Here is a 22,991-nt window from a genome sequence, read left to right as displayed (position 1 = left end):
GAGTATAGTAATTGTATTCAGAATATTAAAATAAAAGGAGGTTTGTGAAATGGCGGAAAAAGATAAGAATTTTTCACGGCGAGATTTTCTAAAAACTTCAGGTATTGCAACAGGTGCTTTAATTGGCGGAGGGATTATTGGTGGATTAATTGGCGCGAATACAAACAAGCAAGATAATGCGACAGATTCTTCTAGCAGTTCAGGTGGAACGAAAGAAGCTTCTAGTAGCATTAGAGGGTTAACGTTTTTTAAAAGTATGGCAGATTTTGAAGTTTTGTCTCAAGCTACGGAGCGAATTTTTCCTGAAGATGATTTAGGACCGGGTGCAATTGGTTTAGCTGTGCCTTATTTTATTGATAATCAACTAGCAGGTAGCTACGGTGAAAATTCGAAAGAATACATGCAGGCGCCATTTGCGCAAGGGGAGCCTACACAAGGTTATCAAAGTCGATTAAAGCGAAATGAGATGTTTATGCAAGGCATTCAATTAATGCAAGAAGAAGCCGACAGTCGGTTTAAAACTAAATTTGTTGATTTAGAAGGCGAACAAATGGATGAAATTTTAACAGCTTTCCAAGAAAATGAAATTAAAATGAGGGGTGTTGAATCTCAGTTCTTTTTCCGGTTATTGAGACAAGCAACTTTAGAGGGAGCTTATGCTGATCCGATTTATGGTGGAAATGCCAATATGGATGGCTGGCAAATGAAAGGCTTTCCGGGACATCAGCTTGCTTATATTAAAGACATCGAAAGTGAAGATTTTGTAGAAATCAAACCGAAATCTCTTGGCATGAATCATTAACTGAAAAGGGGGAATCGATATGGTGACAACTTTAGAAGGCGTTGATGTAGTAACCGTAGGAGTCGGGTGGACAGGTGGTATTATTGCTGCTGAATGTTCAAAAGAAGGATTGAAAGTGGTGGGACTAGAACGTGGTCGTGAGCGTGGCACTGCGGATTTTAGTATGGTCCACGATGAATACCGTTACGCTGTCCGCTATGAGTTGATGCAGGATCTGTCGAAGGAGACACTGACGTTTCGAAATAATCGTAAGCAACGCGCATTGCCAATGCGCCAATTAGGATCATTTTTACTCGGTGTAGGATTAGGCGGGGCAGGAACGCATTGGAATGGTCAAACCTGGCGTTTTCTTCCGTATGATTTTGAAATAAAAACCATGACAGATAAAAAATACGGCGCGAATAAACTATCGGCTGATTACACCATTCAAGATTGGGGAATCACTTATGATGAGTTAGAGCCTTATTTTGACCGTTTTGAAAAAACAATTGGTCTTTCAGGAGAAGATAAAAACCCGTTTTGGGGCAAGCGATCAAGTGACTTTCCAACGCCACCCATGAAAAAAACACCCATTTTGCAACGTTTTGAAAAAGCGGCAACTAATTTAGGTTATTCACCGTTTATGATGCCTTCTGCTAACTTATCAGAAGCTTACGAAAATCCAGATGGGCAGAAAATCAACGCTTGTCAATATTGTGGATTTTGTGAGCGCTTTGGCTGTGAGTACGGGGCTAAAACTTCACCGGAGATAACCGTCGTGCCAACAGCTAAAGAAACGGGTAATTATGATGTCAGATTCAATTCAAACGTTGTCGAAGTGATGAAAGAAGGAGACAAGGTAACGGGCGTAAGATACTACGACACGGTCACGTTCGAAGAATTTATACAGCCTGCAAATGTTGTTGTTCTGACCAGTTACGTCATGAATAATGCCAAATTGTTAATGGTTTCAAACATCGGTCAGCAATACGATCCGGAAACAGGTCAAGGATCTTTAGGTAAAAATTATGCATATCAAATTCTTCCGGGTGCTACAGGATTTTTTGACGAACAAATGAATACATTTATGGGCGCAGGAGCTCTTGGCATGACGATAGATGATTTTAATGGCGACACCTTTGACCATGGAGATCTTGATTTTATTCACGGTGCGAGCTTGTCTTCAACTCAAACTGGATCTCGGCCAATTCTATCTAACCCGACACCTCCAGGAACCCCGTCGTGGGGCGCAGAATTTAAAAAAGCATCAATAGAGAACTTTACAAGAACCTTAAGTGTTGGTGGCCAAGGAGCTTCGATGCCACACAAAGAGAACTTCTTAGGACTTGATGATACGTATAAGGATATTTACGGCGTTCCATTATTGCAACTGACATATAACTTTACAGACCAAGACCGTGCACTTCACAGCTATATTACGGAAAAAGCAGCTGGAATTGTGAAAGAAATGGGTGCGAAAACAGTTGCTGCAAGTGGAGAGATTACAGATTATGACATCGTGCCGTATCAGACTACTCATAATACGGGTGGAACGATAATGGGCGCAGATCCTGCTACGAGTGTAGTCAATAACTTCTTGCAACACTGGGATGCAGAAAATTTATTTGTTATAGGAGCTGGGAATTTTGCTCATAATGGCGGCTACAATCCAACAGGAACTGTCGGAGCACTGGCTTACCGTTGTGCAGAAGGTATTATTCGTTATAGCCGCGAAGGCGGATCACTTGTCTAATAAAGGAGGAAGAACAACATGGGAGGATTAGCTTCAATTGGCGTGCCGGGCTTAATCATTATTTTAGTCATTGTTTTAATTATATTTGGACCAAAAAAATTGCCCGAAATCGGTGGAGCAGTCGGGAAAACATTTTCTGAATTCAAGCGTTCAACAAAAGGCTTAATGGATGACGATGACGAAGAAACCGTCAAAAAAGAAAAGGTCGAGGATAAAGACTTAAAAAAATCTGAGAAACTATGAAGGTGGTTAGATGGATCCGTATGGAGACAAAAAATTAACAAGTCCACTGCATAAAAAAGCAGAACAGTTAGAAAACCCTGCGGAGGAGACTTCGGAAAAGGTGACGGAATCTCCTGTTCAAAAGCCAGAAGAGCCCACGGAAGAACCGGAAATGCGAGTGGAGAATTTAGTTGACCATCTAGGAGAATTGAGAAAGCAACTTATTAAAAGTGTGATTGTTTTCTTGTTCTTCCTACTAGTTGTTTTCTCAACGTTAAATTTTTGGTTTCCTTATATTGTTAAGGGAAATAATTTGGTTATTTTAGGGCCTTTGGAAGTTATTAAATTTTACACGTCAATATCCGCAACATTAGCTTTAGGATTGTCTTTACCATTTCTAATTCATTTTATCTGGCAATTTGTTAAACCAGGACTTGAAGAAAAAGAGGCTCGTTTTCTAGGTCTTTACTCTCCAGTCATGTTTTTACTGTTTGTTTTGGGACTGGCATTTAGTTACTTTATCGTCAATCCGCTCAGTTTTCAATTTTTGATTGGTTTAGGGATGGCGAATTTCGATGTCATGATTTCAGCAAATGAATACATTCACTTTTTGATTATGACAACCGTTCCGTTAGGTTTACTGTTTGAGATGCCGATTATCGCTTTATTTTTATCATCCATTGGCATATTAACTTCCGTTTCAATGAAAAAGGTCCGAAAATGGTCTTATCTAGTATTGGCCATTGTTTCAGCTTTGATCACTCCACCGGATTTTTTGAGTCAGTTGCTAGTGTTGATTCCAATGGCAGGTCTTTATGAAGCGAGTATTTTCATCATCAAGAAAACAGAAGATAAAAAAGCGATACGAGAAGAAACCGTTCAATAAAAAGAGAACTGTCCCATAAGTTCCTAAAAACAGACGGAGAAAAAGCCTTTCTTTTCTTCGTCTTTTTTTGTAGTGAGCGCCCTGAAGGCAGTTGGTAAATGCCAGCTACTTTCAGGAGATTGTGGGTCCATGCCATAATCTTGACCTCCGCGTGTACTTTATCGAGGTCCCGGAGGAGGAATCGCCGGAACAACCGATTGCCTTTGATAGGACTGAACACACTTTCTCGGTCAATTTTGCGTTATCTGTTCAAAGAGGACGTCCATCAATACTTTTCCGTGCTGTCCTTTGGGGAAGTCATCTTCGAATTTCACATAAAATGGGCCTTTCTGTAAGGCGGGGATAGGAATTTTCATTTTACAGAAATGGACGGTTTTTGTCTCCTGATTTAGGTTTAAAATAGCTGATGGGAATGGACATTTGCCCTTTCTCATAAATGTACAAAGAGGCTGCCCCTTAAAAGTCACTTTTCATGGCTTTTGGGACAGTCCTTATTTTCGTTGAATGAAAATTCTGATATTTAATGGCAATTAAACTATATCTGCTATACACTGAAAGAGCAGGGAATCGTCAGAGAATTCGGAAGTGGAAAGTGAATATCCATAATGAGGAGGATGCGACATGACAGTAGAAATCAAAGAAATCCAAGACTTAAAAGCAATGGATGTCTCAAAACTAGTGGAAGAAAGTGAAGCAGAAGGCTATCGTTTTCTAAGAAGACTTGTCGATCAGTACGAAGATGGGAGCAATACATTCAATAAAACCGCCGAAGTGTTATATGGAGTATGGGATCACCAGGATCATTTGGTAGCTATCGGTGGATTAAACCGTGATCCTTATTCCAGTAAAGAAAGTGTAGGGAGACTGCGGAGGTTCTATATTTCTACGAATGCTCGCAGACAAGGGATTGGCACAAAACTATTACAGAAAATTATTGAAGATGCAAAAGGACATTTCCATGAGCTTGTTGTTCGGACAGATTCTTCTGCTGCAGATGCCTTTTACAGAGCAAATGGATTTTCTGGAGATTTGGGATTACCAGAGGCAACTCATGGAATCGTATTAGAGCAGGAACATCGAAAAAAGGCAGAGTAATATACCCAACAAAACGGCTTACTAGAGTAAGTCGTTTTGTTTTGTCTAAAATTATTTGCATAAGCTCGTCTAGCGCGCTGAAATATGTGGTACGGTAAAAACAACTGGCAGCATAGTACTTCTTTTAGAGGACAAGAAACTGCTCAAATCGAAATAGACTTTAGGAGAGATTACATGAAAATGTCAAATTGGAAAGGCGCAGCAGGTGTCTGTGTCAACGAAAAAAACGAAGTATTATTAGTATTACAAGGCATACCTGGTGAGGAAAAGAAATGGACGGTACCAGCAGGCGGTATTGAAGGCAAGGAAACGGCAGAACAATGCTGCATGCGTGAATTCTTTGAAGAAACCGGATTGACGGTTCAAATTATAGAGAAATTGGATGCTAGAACTGGTGAATACGAGGACTCGGCCGTATCGTTTGAAGTTACTTATTTTAAAGTGAAAGTAACGGGTGGCGAAATCGTACTTCACGCTGAAGATGAGTGGATTACAGATGTAGCTTGGAAATCTATAGCTGAACTACGAGAATTAGAGCTGGCTTATCCGGATGACGCAGCGCTGATCGAATCTTTAGCAGTGCATTGATCAATTGATTTTCTTGGATTATAAAAAATCAAAACGGGTAATTATGGTATAACAACAATCCAAGGAGGTGTTTTGGGTGAAGAACGACCAGGGAAAAAAAGAAGGCGAAAGACTGATTCCAGAAGTTGAGCCACTTCGAAATATGCCGCCTGAAAAGGAAATGGACCCGATGCCAAACAGAGATTTGGAATACGAAGAAAACTCAAATGAAAAATACAGAGATCATACACCGCAAAAAGAGTAAGCAAGCCATGTACTGGCTTGCTTTTTGCATCGTATTGAATAGGAAGGGGACATAGCAATGCCGCAATATACGTTTAAACATGCAATTTGGCATGAGGAAGACGGCGTTGAAGATTATAATTTCCGTAAATTTCTTCCTAAAAATAAAAAAATGCACAATTGGATCGACCAGTCGAAAAAGACGGCTGTTAATATACTTCATACTCACACGGTGGATCGTGGCCAAGAAGCACTATGGGGATCATTGATTTACCGACAAAGCGCAAAATCCAAGGATTCACGTGAAGTTTTTCACTTTTACTTATCAGAAGAGGTCTTCGTCACGAATAAAATTGATTTTGAACAAGATGCTGATTTGGAGAAAGATGAAATTTTGCGTCAAATGGAAAACGCCACTTCTACTATAGAAATAATGAATATTATTCTTGGAGAAATGGTTGCTTCCATCTTACATAAAATAGATAGTTTTGAGGAACGTTTGCATGATTTACTATGGGCAATCAAAGAAGAAAATAATAAGAAAACCTTAGGAGAAATTGAGAATATTCGGCATGAAATTTTATTGTGGAAACATTTAATTATGGGATTTCAAGAAATTAAAATGGCGATTAAAGAAACTTTCGGTAAAAAAGTTGCAGAAGAAGTCGAATACCAACGCACGGCTGATCGGATTGATCGCTGTGTTATGCTCGTTAACGCGTATGAAGATGAAGTGAATAACATGGTTGATATCGAAAATGTAGTAGCTAATTACCGAGGCAATGAAATTATGAAAACGTTAACGGTGCTAACTACTTTATTCACGCCGGTTATGGCATGGGGAGCTCTTTGGGGAATGAATTTTGAGAACATGCCGGAGTTAAAATGGCAGATAGGCTATATCATGTCGATAGTTGTGATTATTGGTACTACCTTTGTCCTTTATCTTTATCTAAAGCGAAAAGGGTGGATGGGAGATATTCTACAGTCTATTGGTCGAACTACATCCGGGAAAAAATAAAACCACAGCGAGGCAATAGCCCCGCTGTGGTTTTATTTTGCTTTATCTCTTTCTAGCTCTTGCAGCAACTCCGTATAAACGTAAAGGTCTTGGTTTCCATGTTTTTCTACGTAATCTGTAACCAATTCTACTAAGTCCCTTCGCTGACGTTCTACAGCAACAAGCTTTTCCTTCATGGATTGTCGTTTCCACAGTTCCGCATCTTGGACATCTTCCATCTTCTCGAGCATGTCAATTTCTGCAAGTAAAACCAAAGCTTCCGTTTTTTTGTCTTCGTACTTTTTTAAAGCTTTTTCTACTTTTCGGGTGTCATTATCAAAAGTTAATCTGGAATACATAGACATATTCTGACCACCTTTCTGAGAAACCGCTGTTAATTATCATTACCCCGTTTCTTAAGAGTTATCCCTACTTCTTTCAATGAATTCAGTTGAAGGAAGAATATTCTGACGAATTGTTGACGAATTGGATATGAAATTGTATGATGATAACAATACATTAAGGAGGTGGGTAAGATGAATCAAACTGGTAAGCGCATGACAGAATGTCAAGAATATCTCTACATTCTTCATGGCGTTACTTTCACTGGAGTAGCTGGACGGGAGAAATCTGTCTTTTTTCAGCCAACAAAATCGAGTGAATACTACCAGTAAGAGATATCTGCCTACAATCGGATTTTGACAAAGGCATGCCTCTTGGCGTGCCTTTTTGTGTGCATGTCTCTTCATTAGGAAGGAAGAGCATAATGATTATTAGCCAGTTTCAACAAGTAATGTGCCATTTTGCAACGCAAAAAATATTCAATCATATAAAAGGAGAAGTCTCAGAAGGTCAACGCATTGGACTTGTCGGAAGAAACGGAGAAGGAAAGTCAACGTTATTAAATGTACTCGCGGGAACCTTACAGCCAACTGAAGGAGTCGTGACGTGGAAAAAAGGCAGTAAGATCGGTCTGTTAGAACAATCCCCTGATGAGCAGCCAGAGCAAACGGTAGAACAATTATTAAAAGCTGTGTTTTTAGCGTTAAATGCTTTGCAGGAGCAGTTAACGAAGATGGAAAAGCAGATGGAAACTGTCGATCCCGATGAAGTGGAGCGTATTCTTCTTCGTTACGGAGCGATGCAAGATGATTTTATTCAACGCGGTGGTTACGACATCGACATGAGAATCGACCAAGTGTTAAACGGGTTAAAGATTAAGTCGTTAAAATTTGCACAATGGGGACAGTTAAGCGGCGGAGAAAAAACGAAAGTGGGGTTGGCAAAGTTACTTTTGCAAAAACCAGATTTGCTCTTGCTCGACGAGCCGACAAATCATTTAGATTTAGACGCGATTGAATGGCTCGGTTCATTTATTAGCCATTATAAAGGAACGATTGTCCTTGTATCTCACGACCGCTATTTTTTGGATGAAACGGTTACGCACATTTGGGAATTGGAACAAGGTGAGTTGATTCAATACACAGGAAATTATTCGAACTATGTAAAAGAACGGGAAGCTCGCTTATTAGTAGAGTTTCAGCAATATCAAGACCAGCAAAAGAAAATTCAAAAGATGAAAGAGGCAATCAAACGATTGAAAGAATGGGCCAATCGAGCAAATCCGCCTAATGCAGGTATGCATCGGCAAGCGAAAAGCATGGAAAAAGCGTTACACCGAATTGAAGTTCTCGACCGTCCTCTGTTATCGAAAAAACAGATGGCATTAAATTTGAAAATAGACGGACGTAGTGGCAAGGATGTTGTGCATCTGGATGGAGTGTGGAAAGAATTTGGAGAGCGTATGCTGTTTCAAGACATTGCAATGCATATCCGTTACGGAGAACGAGTAGCGATTGTTGGCTCAAATGGGACAGGAAAAACGACATTGCTAAACATGATGGTTGGGAAAGAGTCAGCTGATGCCGGAGATGTAAAGTTAGGAAGTAACCTATCAATCGGCTATTTATCTCAACACACATTAGAGATGGATAATGATAGAACCGTTATAGAAGAATTTCGTGAAGCAATTGCTGTTTCGGAATACGATGCACGTCCAATGCTCGCTCAATTTTTGTTTTTTGGCAATATGGTATTTCAACCGGTGCGACAGCTTAGCGGTGGAGAGCGAATGAGGTTGCGACTCGCACAGCTGATGCATCAACATCATAATCTACTAATTTTAGACGAACCGACAAATCATTTAGATCTAGAAGCAAAAGAAGTGATGGAAGAGTCGTTGAGTGATTTTTCAGGAACGATTATTGCAGTTTCACATGATCGTTATTTTTTAGATAAGCTATTTCCTGTTACTTACTGGCTCAAAAATGAAACAATTGAACGATTTGAGGGAGGCTATTCGACTACGAGAGAAAAAGTAGCAAGTTCTATCGAATAAAAAGAAGAGCTTATCCGATTTTCGGATAAGCTCTTTTGCTAATGATCCACAAAATTATTCGTTGCTTTTTTCAGTAGGATCTATCCATACTTGCGACCAATTTTGAATTTCATCCATAACGGGTTGTAACGACCGTCCTTTTTCGGTTAAAGCATATTCAATCCGTACAGGCGTCTCAGGATAAACTGTGCGTGTAATTAAGCCTTGTGCTTCCAAGCTTTTCAGTCGTTCAGATAACAGCCGTCCACTGATACCAATGATCTCGGTTAATTCGCTAAAACGTTGGGATCCAGAAAGTAGTTGGTAAATAATCAGCCCAGTCCAGCGTTGACTGAGCAGGGAAATAGCTGTCTCGAAACGAGGGCAGATGATGGAAGTATCCATGCTCATCACTCCTTTTCTAACATAGTAGCATAAATGCCAACTATTTTAAAAGAATTTAATTACTTGACGTAATTAAGTATTTAAAATATAGTTAGTTACATAAAGTAACTAATTGAAAAGAGAGGTAAAAGCAATGAATTTTCATAACAAGCCTGTTACACATGTAGGTGAAATCGGATTGAAAGTAGTCGATATAAAGAAAATGAAAGAGTTTTACACAGAGGTAATTGGATTTGAAGTGATTTCCGAAGAACCGCATTTAGTAGCACTGGGTGCTGGCGGTAATGTATTGGTTAGACTTGAAGTAATTGAAGGGATTACATCGAAACAAGGTCGTTACACTGGGCTGTATCATCTAGCTATTTTATTGCCGACTCGACAAGCACTAGGGAAAATTCTTGTGCACCTTCATCAACAAGGAATTGAATTAGGTTCGTCTGATCATTTAGTTAGTGAAGCGTTATATATATCAGACCCAGAAGGCAATGGCATCGAAATTTATAGAGACCGTACACCAGATCATTGGAATTGGAGTAATGAGGAAGTATCGATGGCGGTAGAACCAATTGATGCACAAGGTTTAATTGAGGAAGCTCAGAAATCTCCTATGCTTTGGTGTGGACTACCCGCTGAAACGGTTATGGGTCATATTCATTTACATGTTTCGAATTTAACAGAAGCTAAAAACTTCTATACAGAAGGATTAGGGCTTGAAGTCGTTTCGAGGTTAGGACGGCAAGCGTTATTTGTCGCAGATCAAAAATACCATCATCATATTGGGTTGAATATCTGGAATGGTGAAGGAATTCCAGCGTTACCTGAGAAAGAAGCCGGGTTGAATTACTATACATTAATAATGGAGAAGGAAAATCGTGATAAAGCAATCGAAAACTTATGCTCACGAGGAACAGAAATAATCAAACGGGATGAGTATTGGGAAGTTAAAGATCCATCAGGAAATAGTATTCGTTTAGTTGTTTGATTGCAGTAAAAAGGACTGTCCCATAAATCTCTAAAATAAGACAGGCGGAGAAAAAGAGTTCCTTTTTCTCCGCCTGCTTTTTGAATTGCCGTCGAGAATATAGAAAGTAGTTATGGGTGTCAGCTACTTTCAGAAGCTTGTGGGCCAATGCCACAAGCTTAAACTCGGTTTGTACTTTTTCGAGGTCACACAGGTGAAATTTACCGAACGATCAATTGCCCTCAATAAACGAACACGCTTTCCCCGTCAGTTTTGCGTTTGCCTGAAACTTGTATCATCAATTTATTTTCGCTTTAAGCTTTGCTGTCATGCTGTCACATGCAAAAGGGACTGCGCGTAAAAAATCATTGTTCATGATCTTTTGCGGCAGCCCCTTTTTACTAATCCTGAGAAACCATGATGCAACTATTGTCTAATGAGGTATAGGCTGTAGTAGTAAATGCTGCTTGCACAGGAATTTTTGATGTTAGTTGATTTTCTTCAGGTATCTCAGGAACACGATTCTCACGTGTTTCGGTATATGCGTACATACTTTCTTGGCTGATCGCTTTTTCTAAAGGATTGCCGTAAAAAGTTAAGAGAATTAATCCACATGCTCCAACAATTAAAGTGATGCCTAAAAATGAAAGGAATCCCTTCATAGTAAATCCCGCCTTTTGTGTTTGCTTACTATACCAAACGTTGCATCTCGTAAAAAAGTTCCTTGTTGCTGTATATTGCTGTTTACGAGATACTGAGAGCATTAGCAACATGCAATCAAATGAGAGGCGGGGACTATCTGTGATTTTATTGAAAACAGAAATTTGTCAATTGCTTAAAATCGATTACCCTCTTATTCAAGCCGGTATGGCGGGGGGAACGACAACTGTTGAACTTGTTGTTGGAGTTAGTAATGCAGGGGGACTCGGCACTTTAGGGGCTGCGTATATGGCCCCGAACGCAATGCGACAAGCTATCAAAGAAATTCAATCGAAAACTGACAAGTCGTTTGGTGTTAATATTTTTGCAGCCCCAGTAAAAGATGATTTTAGCCGGTTAGCAGAAGTGCAAAAAGTATTAAATCCTTTCTTTTCAGAACTAGCTATTGGCAACCTCCAGTCAACTTATTCGTCACCTAATTGGAGCGAAGAACAGTTTGCTATTTGTATTGAAGAAGGAGTACCCATTATCAGCACAGCTTTTGGTTGTTTATCTGCTGAACAGATGGCGGTGGCTAAAGCGCGAAGGGTCAAAATTATAGTGATGGTTACGACCGTAGAAGAAGCAAAACAGGCAGAGAGTTGTGGAGCAGACATTGTCGTAGCGCAAGGAAGTGAAGCGGGAGGTCACCGCGGTACGTTTTCTCTTGCTACTCATCCGTCAGGTGCACAGGTGGGTACGCTGTCTTTAGTTCCACAGGTTGCAGATGCGGTTGGAATTCCAGTCATTGCAGCAGGAGGTATTGTGGATGGACGTGGCCTTATCGCTTCACTAGTTCTCGGGGCTCAAGGAGTTCAAATCGGTACTCGTTTCGTTAGCGCTAAAGAATCTGGAGCACATCCAGCACATAAAAAAGCGATAGTTGAAAGTGACGAGGAAAGCACAATTATAACTAAAAGCTTTTCTGGGCGACCCGCACGCGCGATTAAAAATCGCTTTATACGAGAATTTGAACAAAGCGGTATAGAGCCATTGCCATTTCCTTCTCAAAACACATTCACAAAAGATATTCGTTCAGCGGCTGCAAAATCTAACAATCCAGAATTTATGTCATTATGGGCAGGACAATCTACTAGAGGCCTGCATAAGGAAATGGCCACCGTGGACATTGTTAGAGCTATTATAGAAGAAGCAGAAACAATTTTAAACGAATCAGGTTTGTAGAGTGAACTGGTCAAAGTGATACTCGAGTTTCCAATTCACCCATGCTATACTAATAAAAGTTATTTGAAGACGAGGAGATTAGACGAATGGAATGGAAGAATATATACCGCGGCATCTTAATGGGCATCAGTGATTTGATCCCAGGAGTCAGCGGAGGCACAATTGCGTTTATTTTAGGGATTTATGACCGATTACTAGAGTCAATCAGTGGATTTTTCAGCCGTGATTGGAAAAAATATTTAGGTTTTTTAGTGCCTCTTGGCATAGGAATTGTCATTACACTGCTAGTATTCAGTCGTGTTATTGAGTATGTATTAGAGCATTATTACGAAGCGACTCAGTTTTTCTTTATGGGGCTGATCATCGGCGTTATCCCGTATATCATGAAGCAAGCAGAAGTCAAAAAGAACTTTACTGCTAGACATTTGATTGTGTTGGGTGTAATCGGAACTGCCTTGGCAGTTACAGCTTTTATCCCGACAGAAGAAAATCTGGCACCTATTACGTCGCTGACTTTACCTGTTTTCTTTTTACTGTTTTTCTCAGGTTGGTTGGCGAGTATGGCTATGCTATTGCCAGGTATCAGTGGTTCGTTCATTCTGTTGCTACTTGGTGTCTATTCGACAGCTATCAATGCGCTCTCCACTTTGAATATTCCAATCGCTTTGGCTATTGGAGCCGGTGTGATTGTTGGCTTTATTGTCAGCAGTAAAGCCATTCAGTACTTGTTAGCGCATTTTACTTATGTGACTTACGCAGCAATTATTGGCCTGATCTTAGGTTCTTTGTTTGTTGTGTTTCCTGGGTTTTCGAGCGACTTGACTACATTAATCGCTAGCTTGGTGACGTTCGTGCTTGGACTGTCCTTTACGTTACTATTTAGTTCACCTAAAAAAACGGCAATAACAGAAGAAGTATAAGTATGTAAGAAGGTGTCATCACTTGTGATGGCACCTTCAGGCTGTCGAGAAACCTCGGCAGTTTTTTTTTTTTTTCCAGCCGCGCGTTTTCTTATTTGTAGTCAATCCTTTTTCTGTTTTTTCAAAGAAATGAGCAGGGGGAAGGAGCATAAGGGTGGCTGCTTTCCGTGCCCGCGGAAAGCGTCTGTCTTATGCCCGTCGAATCTACACGGGCGCTTACGCTTTTCGGTGTCTAAAGGCTTTTTGCTTTGTTGCTGATAGGTTTGCCAGTAAAATGAAGAGTAAGAGGTGATGCATATGCGGAAACTGTTTTGGTTGATTGTCGTGTTGCTGGCGGTTTTTTTTGCACGCCCGATTTGGGAAGAACCTGTTGGGGAATATGTCGATTTGCGTTTTTTAGATTCTGTCGATCGTACAGTTGAAAATATTGTTGAACATCCAGAAGTATCACAGGCTTTTGAAGAAGCCAAAAATTTCACATCCCGCATGGGTACCGAGTTGCAGTCACTAATTGTTTCGAGTTCGGTTGAATTGCCGGAGGCTGTAGCAAAGCCTGAACTTGTTGAGACAGATTCTTTGATTGCTGTTCATAATGTCACACTTGGTATGGGCAAAAAAGAAGCTCAAGAAAAGGTCGGGTTGCCGCTTCGCTTAATGCGCAATGAATACGGAACGGATTGGCACAGTTACCATCAGGATTATCAAAATTATGTGTTATTGTCTTATGACCAAAATGACAAAGTGAATGGCATGTTTACCAATCAAGATTTATTTTCCTCAAAGGAAGGCATTACGATGTCTTCTACTAAATCGGATGTCCGTTCTTTACTTGGTACGCCACTAAAAAGTCTTCAAAAAGGAAATGTTCAATATATACTGGATACCCGGGAAGAATACGATGTTTTTAAAACCGACAATACGTACACGACAATTTTTTACGATATCCATGAAGAAGATACCGTAACTGCTGTACAAGTCGTTCATGAGGAACTTGAGAAAAAACGTCCCGAAATTTATGCAGAGCCCAATGAAAAATTAAAAGAGGGCTATGAATACTTACTTTTTGAATTAACCAATTCAGCTCGTATTCAACGAAACTTACCGCTGCTGACATGGGATGAGCAGACAATGATAACGGCTCGGAAGCATAGCGATGATATGGCAGAAAACCAATATTTTAGCCACACAAATCTGGCAGGTCAATCGCCTTTTGATCGAATGAATGAAGACGGGATTGAGTTTTTTGTGGCCGGTGAAAATTTGGCATATGGTCAATACAGCGGTGTTTTTGCACATGAAGGATTAATGAATTCCATAGGTCACCGTGAAAACATTCTTAAACCGGAGTTTAGGTATTTAGGAGTAGGAACGGCATTTAACTCAGAAAATCAGCCTTATTATACAGCAAATTTTTTCGATCGATAAAGTAAAGGCAGGCTGTCAATGTTGACAGCCTGCCTGTTCTGTTAATTTAATAAAAACCAAGCGAAAACAACTAGTGGGCCGACGATAAAACAATAAATAGCAAAATACTTTAATTGACCTTTTGCCATAATGTTCATGAACCACTTTAGTGAAAAATACGAAGCAACTAGAGAACCCAGAAAAGCCATGATGTAAGGAATGGCCATAGCAGCTAAGTTGTCGTCTTTCATGATATCGGTAATGCTTAAAACAGCACCACCTAAACTAATCGGGATAAACAATAAGAAAGAAAAACGCAAAGCTGTTTCTTGATTGATGCCACGGGCCATCGCCGCGACAATTGTGGCGCCACTGCGGCTAATTCCCGGAATCAGTGCTACTGCTTGCGCGCCGCCAATAATAACTGCGTCTTTCATCGTCATATTGCCATCTTTTCGCTGACCACGCATATTGCGAATCCACCAAAGGCCAAAGCCCGTAACAACTAAGGTCAAGCCAACTGTCGCGATGGTTGAAAGTTTGTCATCAATCGCATCTTGAAATAACAGGCCGATGATTGCAGCAGGGATGGTCGCGACCACCAAGTAAACAATAAACATGAAATCCCTTTTGGTGTCGGTATTTTTTACCGTAAAGTATTTTAAACCGTTAACAACGAGACGTTGAACGTCCTCACGGTAAATAATCAAGACGGCAATAAGTGATGCGCTATTGACTAGCAAAGCGAAAGTTGACACACTTCCTTCAATTTGAACATCTAAAAAATACTGTGCAATTAGTAAGTGTCCACTTGAGGAGATGGGAATCGGTTCCGTAAGACCTTGGAAAAGGCCGAGAAGCAGAAATTTGAGTATAAGCCATAGTTGGTCCATTGAAATAATTCCTCCATTGATTCGTGTGTTTATTTTATCTGTTGGTGGTGTTTTTAGAGCAACAATTTCAAAACAACATAAAAAATATAATACCATATTTTCATGGTAAACTGGGTATACTATTGAAAGAAAGGGAGTGGAATGCTTGACGAACAAGCTTTGGTTTCAAGTAGGTGTAGGAATTATCTTGACTTTAGTCATTATTCGATTATTTATTGAAGTACAAGGGATCTTCGAACCTTTATTCATTATAGCAGGGACGATTTTTGTGCCGTTATTGTTGGGAGGCGTCTTATTTTATCTGACAAGACCGGTTCTGCATTTTCTGATGAAGCGAAAATTTCCGAAATGGGCTGCAGTTCTTACCGTTCTGTTGTCGATTGTTTTAGTCTTTTATTTGTTTTATATCATGATTGGTCCGATTGTTACAGGTCAAATCAATGCACTGGTAGACAATGCACCTGAAATTATACAGAGCGTTGAAGAATCCAGCCAATATGTATTCGATCAGCGAGAACGTCTTCCGGATTCCATTGAAGAGCAGTTAACCGGGATGACGAGCCAAATCGGTGACCGTCTTGGTGATATTGGTGGATGGATTGTGTCCTTTATCGGTAGCTTCGTCTCAGGTGTCATCACTTTAGTCTTGGTGCCCTTTTTCTTAGTCTATCTCTTGGTCGACCATAAAAAGTTTGTGCCGTTTATTTCGGGCTTTTTTTCTGGAGAGCGCAAAAGATGGGTTCGTAAAACATTACAGGATATCGATGATACCTTACAAGCCTATATCCAAGGTCAATTGTTTGTCAGCTTCCTCGTTGGTCTCATGCTATTAATTGGTTATTTGATCATCGGTTTAGACTATGCACTGCTATTAGCTTTAATCGGTATGGCAACGAACGTCATTCCATTTTTAGGGCCTTACATTGCGGTTATTCCGGCGATACTCATTGCCCTTGTGCAAGATCCGATTATGGCCGTTTATGTAGCCATCATTATGCTCATTGCACAGCAAATTGAAAGTAATTTCATCACACCGAACGTTATGGGTAAATCACTGGATGTTCATCCATTGACGGTCATTACATTAATCCTTGCAGCAGGAAACATTGCTGGTTTATGGGGAATCATTTTAGCGATCCCGGTATATGCCGTTATCAAAACGATTGCCAAAAATGTTTATGCAAGACGCAATGAAATTCGTAACACTGCTACCCGTGATATTGAATAATTCGAACCTGTGAACTTTGTTCACAGGTTTTTTCTATAGAATAGAATATCTGCCTTGACGCTAAAAGGTTTACCCCCTAAACTATTAATAATGGTTGAGGGGGTAAACTATTTTGGATGGACGAATAAAAGAAGCGGTTGATCTTTTTCAGGAAGTGCTAGTTTATGGAACAGAGCGAGTGATTAAGTCGGTCGATCACCCTTTGTGGAAAGAATATTCACCTGAGCAAATCCAGATGTTAAAGCTGATTGGTACAGAACAGCAGATTACTTCATCGAGACTGGCTGTGCTGCAAGCTGTGCACAAAAGTGCAATATCCAGTCGTATTAAAAAATTGTTGCAAAAAGAAGTAATTCAAGTTGTTCAAACTGCAGATAAACGCGAGAAGTTGTTGGAACTGACAGATAAGGGGCAAGCACTTATTTTGGAGTTGGATCAAGTGCTAACAGATTACATTGAGAAGTTGATGTCTGAGAACATTGCAGACGAAGAAATAGACCAGTTTCTGACGATTTTCCGAAAACTAAAAACAATTATAAAAATGGATGGGGTGTAATACGTGCACAATGTATTAAAATTTAAATGGCCAATTACGATAGGCTTAATTGTATTGACGGTGGTCTTGTTCTTATTGGCACCGAACTTAACAAAACAAGCAGAAGATGCAGGATCGTTTCAATTATCGGATGAAGCATCATCGCAACTTGCTTCAAAAATTTTGAGCGACGCGGATGCTGCAGAACAAACCATTTCGCTTGTTATCCCATTAGAAAGCAAGATAACAGATGCCACTCGACAAACACTGGAACAAATGGTGACGGACATCGAAGCATTAGGTGAGCCCATCACCAGTGTATTAAGTCCTGTTGAAAGTAAAGAGTTGGAAGAACAATTGATTTCAGAAGATGGGCAAACGGTTTTAATGCCGATTATGGTTGATGGTACGAACGAAGAAGTAAACGCAGTTGCTGATACAATTAGAGAAACCATCATTCCTAAAGATTTGACTGCTTATATAACAGGCGAAGCAATCATTGGTAATGATGTCAATATTAGCGCACAAGAAGGCTTAAAGCGTACAGAAATCATTACGGTTGTTTTGATTTTTGGTTTATTGCTGGCAGTGTTCCGCTCGATTGTGACACCGTTCATTCCACTTGTGGCAGTCGGAATCTCGTATTTATTGAGTCAATCGATTGTGGCATTTTTCATCGAATGGTTCGGATTTCCGGTTTCTAACTATACACAAATATTCCTCGTAGCGATTTTATTCGGTATCGGAACAGATTACTGTATTTTGTTGTTGAGCCGCTACAAAGAGGAATTATCGGCTGGACACGGTGTGGAACAATCCATTATTAATACGTATAAAACAGCCGGAAGAACTTTGTTGATTAGTGGAATTGCTGTATTTATCGGATTTTTCGCCATTGGCTTTGCTGAATTTCCAATCTTCAAATCAGCAGTAGCGGTTGCGGTTGGTATATTTGTTCTATTACTTGTGCTGTACACGATTGTTCCGTTTTTCATGTCTTTACTGAAAGAAAAATTATTCTGGCCAGCGAAAAAATCTGCTTCTCATAGCGATAGTAAGCTCTGGATCACTATGAGTAAACTGTCGATTAACCGACCATTGCTGTCAATGCTAGTAGTGGCTTTGATCACAGTCCCGTTATTATTTACGTACGATAATTCTTTATCGTTTAACACGGTGGACGAAATCGGTTCGGAATATGAGTCGGTGAAAGGCTTGCGTGCAATTGAAGAAGGCTTTGGCAAAGGGGATTCATTGCCAGTTCAAGTCATTGTCAAATCAGCTGATTCGTTAACAGAACGATCAACTGTTCCTTATTTTGAATCATTAAGTGCAGAGATTGAAAAAATTGATGGCGTTGAAACAGTACGATCGATTACTCGCCCTACCGGTGAGGTAATTGACGAACTTTACGTAGACGAGCAACTTGGCTTATTGGCTGATGGACTTGGTGAAGCGCGTGATGGACTTGGTGAAGTACAAACAGGGCTGACAGAAGTTCAAACCAATCTAACGGCTATTAGCGAACAAGCGGGAAATTCCGCAGGCTTGACTGAGGCAGCTGCAGGGCTTGGCCAGATCAATCAACAACTAGGTCAAGTGTCACAAGGACTTCAGTTAACAGGCAATATTCCTCAAACTGTCGGTGCGTTAACGCAAATCAGTGGAGGATTAACAGAGATTCAACAAGGCTTGGCTGGAGCAGCTGGTCAAACTGCCGAACTTAGTGCAGGATTAACACAGTTAGCAGAAGGTGTTGGCGCTTCAAACGCTGGACTTGCTGAAATTGAAACTGGTTTAACAGAAGCAGTCGACATGATGCAAGAAATGAGTGATAGTGAATCGGTGCGTGACACCGGCTTATTCATTCCAGAAGGAACACTCGAAAGCGAAGACTTTGAGCAAGTATTGGATCGCTATTCTTTTGCAGATGGCACAGGAATGATGATGGAAGTCATCTTGTCAGAAGATCCTTACTCTCATGAGGCAATTGATATTACGGCTGAAATTAAAGAAACAGTAGCACGTACGGTGGCAGGAACGCCGCTTGAAGACGCGGAAATCGCATTTAGCGGAATTTCGAGCATCAATAGTGACTTAGAAGAAGTTTCATCTAGTGACTTTACGAATACAGTCATTATCATGTTAATCAGCTTGTTTGTTGTCCTAGCCATTTTGTTCCGTTCATTGATTATGCCGTTATATATGATCGGATCTTTATTGTTGACGTATTACACATCAATTTCCATTGCGGAATTGATCTTTGTCAATGGTCTCGGCTTTGACGGAATTAGCTGGGCAGTACCATTCTTTGGTTTTGTTATGTTAGTGGCGTTAGGAGTCGACTATTCAATTTTCTTACTCGACCGTTTCCGTGAAGAATCCTCGAATGGTGTTACGGTTCGCGACGCAATGCGTACATCAATGGCGAAGATGGGGACAGTCATTATTACAGCTGCCATCATCCTTGCAGGTACGTTCGGTGCCATGATGCCGTCTGGTGTTTTGAGTCTCGTACAAATCGCGACAATCGTTATTACAGGGTTATTATTGTACGGACTGATTGTCTTGCCATTGTTAATACCCGCGATTTCAGTATCCTTTGACCGCGGAGTTTGGTGGCCGTTTGGCAAGAAAAAGTAATTAAGTAAGTCTTGGTGTTGCTAAAACAAAAGCTGCGTTCGCGCAGCTTTTTTCTATGGATGTAGGATTACGCTCAGCGTGTTATACTGAGTGGTAATTAAAAATGTATAGGTGTAACTATATATGTCTGCAGGCTTCATGAGAAGAAAGTGGATTTATGTCTTAGATCTTTCTAAGATTTTTGATGAACAAAGTGAAACTAAGAAATGAGGTAATGAGATTGTTAACATTTGAACAAAAATTAGAAATCATTGAATCTTTTCCGGGACTAACAAGAAAAGACGTGTCGATGAAGCGCGTGAACTTTCATTATGAAGAAAGCCTATACGACAAGAAAATTGCTGTTTATCATTTGCATCCAACAGGCAATGGTTTTGTTTATGTCGGCAACTTGCCGCATTACGATGCTGACAAAAAAGGCTTTGTTAATGTTCGTGATTTTTCTGAAAAGGAACTGCGCAGCATATTGGCAGATTCCTTGGATTACCTTTCTTTAGAGCCGGAACCGCCATACGACAAGACGTGGATGAACCGCGATAATGAGAAACTAGACTTGGTTTACGAAGAGCCTTTCTGGAATATCTACACAGGTAAAAACTTAGAAGAAAGCTTCGGGACTTTTGATAATGCTGAAGACTACCTAATCGATCAAGGCTTTAAAGAAAAGAAATAATGGAATTCCGTCTACTGCAGGCTCATGAACCGCTGCCGATGGAGTTATTGCTAGAAGCGGATCCTTCAGAAAGATTGGTTCGTACCTATTGTGCAGTTGGCTGGTGCATGATTGGAGAACAAGAAGGTTCCGTGATTGGCGTGTGCGTTCTGCTCGTTCTATCGGATAGCACCATTGAAATCAAGAATCTAGCAGTGGCGGAAAGTTTCCGCGGCCAAGGCTATGGGCGGAGGCTTTTGCAGCATGCTTTAGCAGAAGCGCTACACCGTGGTTTTCAGTTTGTGGAAATTGGAACGGGTAATTCAAGTATGGACCAGCTTGCATTTTATCAAAAATGTGGATTTCGCTTCCATGCCATCGATTCAGATTTTTTCAGACGGAATTATCCGGAACCTATTTTTGAAAATGGTATCGAATGTCGGGATATGATTAGGCTTCGTTATACGATAAACAACTAACCACGCTTTAGGTATTCAGTCAGCCGCAAAAAAGAAGAGCCTTGTGCTCTTCTTTTTTATGGCAAATTAGAGGTAAAAAATTAGGTTTTTCGGTATGCTAAAGAGAAGGGGTGAGAACATGTTCAAAAAAGTGACCTTATACACAAATCAGTTAGTGGATATGAAAGGATTCTATGAATATCAATTAGGCTTTCGAATTGTTGAAGAAAATGAAACGAGCTTTACTTTGTCAATTGGGGAATCTCAATTAGTTTTTCAGGAATCAGAAAGACCAGCTATCTATCACTTTGCACTGAACATACCAGGCAATCAGTATACGCTTGCTAAACACTGGGCCAGTGAACGGGTCACTTTAAATCGTCAAGAAGGCATGGACGAAGTGTTCTACGCTAATTTTGATGCAGATGCATTTTATTTTCAAGATCCTGCGGGTAACGTCGTCGAATTTATTGCGCGGCGTAGCGTTGATCGTATGGGTAATTTTACAGTAGACTCTCTGCTCGATATTAGCGAAGTAAGCATGACTACGCCGTATGTTGAAGAAGTTGGTGAGCTAATCGAGCAAATGGACATTCCGGTTCGTGGTAACAAAGGCATTGATGCGAAGTCGTTGAACTTTCTCGGAAGCGGGCATGCCTTTATCATTCTCGTAGCACCAAAACGCACTTGGTATTTCTCTAAACAAAAAAGCGAAACCCATCCGTTAGCAATCGAATTGCGTGATGGTCGTCAAATTAGCATGACAGAGGAAGGGCGATTCCAGCAAGAAAAGCCGGACAACCCGATTATGGACAAGATGGAAGAAATCGATTTTTCAGGTGTCGTTTATCTACAAAAAGAGCAAATGTGGACAGCCGCAAGAGGCTTTGCCAATCGTGCTGATGAACGGCCAAATGCCGTGGATACAAGGTTCGGTATAGCTTCTGGCAGCAAACTGTTTACCGCTGTTGTAGTGTGTCAATTGGTGGGCGAAGGAAAGCTCGATTTCAGCAATAAATTATCTGAATTGCTGCCGCACGCTTTTCCGCAATTCGACGTCACCATTCATCAATTATTGACGCATACATCGGGTATGCCCGATTATTTTGATGAACAGATAGAAGGTGCTTTCGAGGACTTATGGAAGAAACAACCGATGTATTTGATGCAAACTGCTTCAGATTTTATTCCTTTATTTAAAAATTTGCCCGCGATGTTTGAGCCTGGTGAAAGGTTTCACTACAACAATGCGGGATTTATTGCACTTGGTTTGATTATTGAAAAAGTTACTGGCCAAGAATTTGCTGAAGTCGTAGAAGAACGGATTTTTGCTCCTGCACAGATGAAGCGTTCAGGTTACTTCTATTTGGACCGATTGCCCGCTCACACGGCTATTGGCTATGTAGAAGAAGCGGATTTTTGGCGTACCAATCAATACGCCCTACCAATCCGTGGAGGCGCTGACGGTGGAGCATACGTCACTGCAGGCGATATGGCGAATTTTTGGAAGTGTTTGATGGATGGAACCTTGTTGAGCAGAGAAATACTGAGCGCAATGCTTCAAGTTCATGCATCTGGAGAAAACGGGGATTATGGCTACGGAATCTGGATTCAAGGCTGTGCGAATAGTGTTTCGAAATACCATATTATGGGCTATGATCCTGGTGTCAGTTTTCATTCAGCATTTTACCCGGAAGAAGCGAGCGTGTTAACAGTCTTATCGAATAAAAACTCGGGAGCGCGCGACATCATCAAAACCATTGAAGAGTTGAACATTGAAAAGGAGTGAAGAGATGACTGGAAAAAAGTTGGTGCTTGGAATCGTTTTCAGCACAGTTGGATTAAGCATTTTAATTTTTGGGATCTTTCAACTTTATTTTTGGTTGAATTAAAAAAAGAATATCCTGTAAGTCTTTCATATAAAACAGTCGAAGAAAAAGAGACTCTTTTCTTCGACTGTTTTTTTGGATTGTATGTAAAAGGGGCTGTCCCAAAACGTCATTGTTCATGACCTTGTGGGACAGCCCCTTTAAAAAATAATAATAAAAAATGAACTCTTCCGAAGAAGAGTTCATTGATAAGTT

The 22,991-nt window shown here is 40.5% G+C and carries 24 protein-coding genes and 1 pseudogene; 21 read left to right on the top strand and 4 right to left on the bottom strand.

What is annotated here, in order from left to right:
- Positions 1-49 precede the first annotated feature (49 nt).
- The 8 genes from AUO94_RS06755 (at position 50) to AUO94_RS06720 (ending at position 6,568) form a co-directional block, all read left to right on the top strand.
- Complete coding sequence (locus AUO94_RS06755; protein ID WP_058386501.1) at positions 50-802, top strand: gluconate 2-dehydrogenase subunit 3 family protein; 753 nt, start codon at positions 50-52, stop codon at positions 800-802.
- Between the two features lie 19 nt (positions 803-821).
- Positions 822-2,534 (top strand): GMC family oxidoreductase, encoded by a 1,713-nt coding sequence (locus AUO94_RS06750; protein WP_058386500.1) that lies wholly within the window; start codon positions 822-824, stop codon positions 2,532-2,534.
- Between the two features lie 18 nt (positions 2,535-2,552).
- Positions 2,553-2,777 (top strand): twin-arginine translocase TatA/TatE family subunit, encoded by a 225-nt coding sequence (gene tatA / locus AUO94_RS06745; RefSeq protein WP_058386499.1) that lies wholly within the window; start codon positions 2,553-2,555, stop codon positions 2,775-2,777.
- Between the two features lie 10 nt (positions 2,778-2,787).
- Complete coding sequence (tatC, locus tag AUO94_RS06740) at positions 2,788-3,642, top strand: twin-arginine translocase subunit TatC (RefSeq protein ID WP_058386498.1); 855 nt, start codon at positions 2,788-2,790, stop codon at positions 3,640-3,642.
- Positions 3,643-4,263: 621 nt separating this feature from the next.
- Entirely contained in the window at positions 4,264-4,737 is a 474-nt protein-coding gene (locus AUO94_RS06730) for a GNAT family N-acetyltransferase (protein WP_058386496.1), read from the top strand.
- 174 nt (positions 4,738-4,911) lie between these two features.
- Complete coding sequence (locus AUO94_RS06725; RefSeq protein ID WP_316833999.1) at positions 4,912-5,325, top strand: NUDIX hydrolase; 414 nt, start codon at positions 4,912-4,914, stop codon at positions 5,323-5,325.
- A gap of 76 nt (positions 5,326-5,401) precedes the next feature.
- The gene (locus tag AUO94_RS17380; RefSeq protein WP_169793166.1) at positions 5,402-5,569 is read left to right on the top strand and encodes a hypothetical protein; all 168 of its coding nucleotides are present in this window, start codon (positions 5,402-5,404) and stop codon (positions 5,567-5,569) included.
- Positions 5,570-5,626: 57 nt separating this feature from the next.
- Positions 5,627-6,568, top strand: a complete 942-nt coding sequence (locus AUO94_RS06720) for a magnesium transporter CorA family protein (protein WP_058386495.1) — start codon at positions 5,627-5,629, stop codon at positions 6,566-6,568.
- A gap of 32 nt (positions 6,569-6,600) precedes the next feature.
- Here the strand turns inward: AUO94_RS06720 and AUO94_RS06715 are convergent, their stop codons facing one another.
- Positions 6,601-6,912, bottom strand: coding sequence for a hypothetical protein (locus AUO94_RS06715; protein WP_058386494.1), 312 nt, complete (start codon positions 6,910-6,912; stop codon positions 6,601-6,603).
- A gap of 171 nt (positions 6,913-7,083) precedes the next feature.
- Here AUO94_RS06715 and AUO94_RS17240 point away from each other — a divergent pair, with 171 nt between their 5' ends.
- Both AUO94_RS17240 and abc-f read left to right on the top strand, forming a co-directional pair.
- Complete coding sequence (locus AUO94_RS17240) at positions 7,084-7,221, top strand: hypothetical protein (protein WP_156423932.1); 138 nt, start codon at positions 7,084-7,086, stop codon at positions 7,219-7,221.
- 92 nt (positions 7,222-7,313) lie between these two features.
- The gene (gene abc-f / locus AUO94_RS06710; protein ID WP_058386493.1) at positions 7,314-8,945 is read left to right on the top strand and encodes a ribosomal protection-like ABC-F family protein; all 1,632 of its coding nucleotides are present in this window, start codon (positions 7,314-7,316) and stop codon (positions 8,943-8,945) included.
- A gap of 54 nt (positions 8,946-8,999) precedes the next feature.
- On the opposite strand, the gene AUO94_RS06705 is transcribed toward abc-f, so the two are convergent.
- Positions 9,000-9,329, bottom strand: a complete 330-nt coding sequence (locus AUO94_RS06705) for a winged helix-turn-helix transcriptional regulator (RefSeq protein ID WP_058386492.1) — start codon at positions 9,327-9,329, stop codon at positions 9,000-9,002.
- A gap of 133 nt (positions 9,330-9,462) precedes the next feature.
- On the opposite strand from AUO94_RS06705, the gene AUO94_RS06700 reads away from it, so the two are divergent.
- On the top strand, positions 9,463-10,311 hold the full coding sequence (locus AUO94_RS06700; protein ID WP_058386491.1) for a VOC family protein: 849 nt from the start codon (positions 9,463-9,465) through the stop codon (positions 10,309-10,311).
- Between the two features lie 380 nt (positions 10,312-10,691).
- Here the strand turns inward: AUO94_RS06700 and AUO94_RS06695 are convergent, their stop codons facing one another.
- A complete protein-coding gene (locus tag AUO94_RS06695; protein WP_058386490.1) occupies positions 10,692-10,952 on the bottom strand; it encodes a hypothetical protein in 261 nt (86 codons plus the stop codon).
- A 139-nt stretch (positions 10,953-11,091) separates the two neighbouring features.
- Here AUO94_RS06695 and AUO94_RS06690 point away from each other — a divergent pair, with 139 nt between their 5' ends.
- The 3 genes from AUO94_RS06690 to AUO94_RS06680 all read left to right on the top strand — a co-directional run bounded on the left by AUO94_RS06690 (position 11,092) and on the right by AUO94_RS06680 (position 14,519).
- Positions 11,092-12,174 carry an NAD(P)H-dependent flavin oxidoreductase gene (locus AUO94_RS06690; protein ID WP_149456431.1) on the top strand — a complete coding sequence of 361 codons (1,083 nt, stop codon included), beginning with the start codon at positions 11,092-11,094 and terminating at the stop codon, positions 12,172-12,174.
- 86 nt (positions 12,175-12,260) lie between these two features.
- Entirely contained in the window at positions 12,261-13,094 is an 834-nt protein-coding gene (locus AUO94_RS06685) for a DUF368 domain-containing protein (protein ID WP_058386488.1), read from the top strand.
- A 297-nt stretch (positions 13,095-13,391) separates the two neighbouring features.
- The gene (locus tag AUO94_RS06680) at positions 13,392-14,519 is read left to right on the top strand and encodes a CAP domain-containing protein (RefSeq protein ID WP_058386487.1); all 1,128 of its coding nucleotides are present in this window, start codon (positions 13,392-13,394) and stop codon (positions 14,517-14,519) included.
- 41 nt (positions 14,520-14,560) lie between these two features.
- Here AUO94_RS06680 and AUO94_RS06675 read toward each other — a convergent pair whose 3' ends face one another.
- Entirely contained in the window at positions 14,561-15,391 is an 831-nt protein-coding gene (locus AUO94_RS06675; RefSeq protein WP_058386486.1) for an undecaprenyl-diphosphate phosphatase, read from the bottom strand.
- Positions 15,392-15,536: 145 nt separating this feature from the next.
- Between AUO94_RS06675 and AUO94_RS06670 the strand changes: the two genes are divergently transcribed.
- The 7 genes and pseudogenes from AUO94_RS06670 (at position 15,537) to AUO94_RS17775 (ending at position 22,696) form a co-directional block, all read left to right on the top strand.
- Complete coding sequence (locus AUO94_RS06670) at positions 15,537-16,619, top strand: AI-2E family transporter (protein WP_058386485.1); 1,083 nt, start codon at positions 15,537-15,539, stop codon at positions 16,617-16,619.
- Between the two features lie 112 nt (positions 16,620-16,731).
- Entirely contained in the window at positions 16,732-17,175 is a 444-nt protein-coding gene (locus AUO94_RS06665) for a MarR family winged helix-turn-helix transcriptional regulator (RefSeq protein WP_058386484.1), read from the top strand.
- Positions 17,176-17,178: 3 nt separating this feature from the next.
- Entirely contained in the window at positions 17,179-19,797 is a 2,619-nt protein-coding gene (locus AUO94_RS06660; RefSeq protein WP_058386483.1) for an MMPL family transporter, read from the top strand.
- A 220-nt stretch (positions 19,798-20,017) separates the two neighbouring features.
- Positions 20,018-20,470, top strand: coding sequence for a hypothetical protein (locus AUO94_RS06655; protein WP_058386482.1), 453 nt, complete (start codon positions 20,018-20,020; stop codon positions 20,468-20,470).
- The gene (locus tag AUO94_RS06650; protein ID WP_058386481.1) at positions 20,470-20,928 is read left to right on the top strand and encodes a GNAT family N-acetyltransferase; all 459 of its coding nucleotides are present in this window, start codon (positions 20,470-20,472) and stop codon (positions 20,926-20,928) included. The genes AUO94_RS06655 and AUO94_RS06650 overlap by 1 nt, the downstream gene beginning before the upstream one ends.
- A 94-nt stretch (positions 20,929-21,022) precedes the next feature.
- A pseudogene (locus tag AUO94_RS17780) lies at positions 21,023-21,532 on the top strand (serine hydrolase); the annotation flags it as partial.
- A 135-nt stretch (positions 21,533-21,667) separates the two neighbouring features.
- Positions 21,668-22,696, top strand: a complete 1,029-nt coding sequence (locus AUO94_RS17775) for a serine hydrolase domain-containing protein (protein ID WP_418054998.1) — start codon at positions 21,668-21,670, stop codon at positions 22,694-22,696.
- Positions 22,697-22,991 lie beyond the last annotated feature (295 nt).

This window comes from Planococcus kocurii (assembly GCF_001465835.2).
Taxonomy (GTDB): domain Bacteria; phylum Bacillota; class Bacilli; order Bacillales_A; family Planococcaceae; genus Planococcus; species Planococcus kocurii.
This window is presented reverse-complemented; position numbering and strand designations above follow the sequence as displayed.